Origin of the sequence: Moritella sp. PE36 (assembly GCF_000170855.1) — a bacterium.
GTDB lineage: Bacteria > Pseudomonadota > Gammaproteobacteria > Enterobacterales > Moritellaceae > Moritella.
Map to the genome: position 1 here is coordinate 1 of NZ_ABCQ01000119.1, position 1,723 is coordinate 1,723.

2 pseudogenes are annotated in these 1,723 nt (G+C 40.3%); both read right to left on the reverse strand.

Annotation, left to right across the window (positions count from 1 at the left end):
• Window positions 1-288, reverse strand: a pseudogene (locus PE36_RS23495) (methyl-accepting chemotaxis protein); the annotation flags it as partial.
• A gap of 312 nt (window positions 289-600) precedes the next feature.
• Window positions 601-1,723, reverse strand: a pseudogene (locus PE36_RS23500) (methyl-accepting chemotaxis protein); the annotation flags it as partial.

Consider the following 1,723-nt stretch of genomic DNA (forward strand, 5'->3'; position numbering starts at 1 on the left):
TTTTGTTGATGCATTGATTTGCTGCACCATTAAAATAACCTGGTCATCGTCACGTGGTACAGAAAAATCGGGAGCCGTCCCGATCAAACCGTCCTTGATAGTTTGAAACCAAGCGTTAACAGATTCGGATGTACTACTGACTTTCAGGGTTGAGTACTTATCTATATCATCTTTCATTAACGCGGACATTTGGCGAAAAGAAAGAAAGTTTGATATTGCAAGCGTCGTGATAAGCAGTAACATAATTACTGTAATTATCCGGCCTTTAAAACTTGATAAGAAATTCACGTGGGTACATCCTTATTATAATTAGAATCGCGAAAATACTCGCATTACACAGCGATAAAACTATCGCAATTACATTGTTATTAGCTTATCGGCAGGGAATGTTGATATCGCATTATTAATGATTGATGAGTGATCTGCGTCACGTAAATACAATGAATATATTCATTAAGTATTACTGTTATTGGGCTGGATAGGTGTAGTCTTGTTCGATTTAGAGTGGATATACTTATGCGGTTTTAGCGGGGGGATTGAATTAATACGTTGCTCAAAAGTTGAATGAGGAACAACGCATATTTGAAGTTATCTCATTATTTATCTTAGTTTGAACTGGCTAACAATGGACATTAATTGTTCATTACTGCGGGCTAAATCACGTGTGCTATCCATAGTTTTATCGCCATTCTCGGTAAGTTTATTAACCATACTTTGAATTGCGGTCATGTTACGGTTTATTTCTTCGGTAACTGAGCTTTGTTCTTCTGCGGCTGTCGCGATCTGGATACCGAGATCATTAATTTGCATGACTGAATTGGTCATAGAATCAAGGCTATCATTGACACTGGCAGTCGTATCTGCAGTTTGTTGACAACTCAACTTGGTTGCGTCCATTGCTTTAACGACAGTATCAGCACCGGAGCGTAAACGGGTTAACATTTCATTAATTTCAGAGGTGCTTTGTTGCGTTCTTGCTGCTAATGTACGTACTTCATCGGCAACCACCGCGAATCCACGTCCTTGTTCTCCAGCACGAGCGGCTTCAATCGCAGCGTTCAACGCCAGTAAGTTTGTTTGATCGGCAATCTCACCAATGACACTTAATACTGAACTGATCTTGTTGGTGTCTTCATTCATTGTTTGAATGTTTAATGCCATTGCTTCTACTTCATTTACTAAGTCAGCCACACCGTGTACGGCACCTTCAACCACCGTTTTTGATTTATGTGCTTCATCGGCACTTCGTTGTGTGAATGTGGCTGATTGTGCGGCACTTTGGGCTACACTATCGGCGGTTGAACTCATTTCAGTTACCGCGACAACGACTTGGTCTGTTTCGCTTGCATGGTCGATTAATACCGTATTATTGTGCTCAGTTTGCGTTCTTAATTGTTCAATGCCCGCTGAAATATGCTCGGTCGATCGAGATATGTCTAACATCATCTCTTGTAAATTAAGTGTGAATTTGTTCACTGCTGCTGCGATTTGACCTAAATCATCATTGCTGTGAACATCGATACGACGGGTTAAATCAGCATTGCCTTGTGCTAGATCTACAATTGTTTCTTTTAGCGTGAGGATAGGGCGATATAAACGGTTTAACGAAAATAAGCTAATAATAGACGCTAGAATAACGAGGATTAGTCCAGTGATAAGTGCGCTGTCTAAGCCTTCTTCATTTCGAAAAGTGAGATGACTTGTCTACTGTGATAGCCACTTT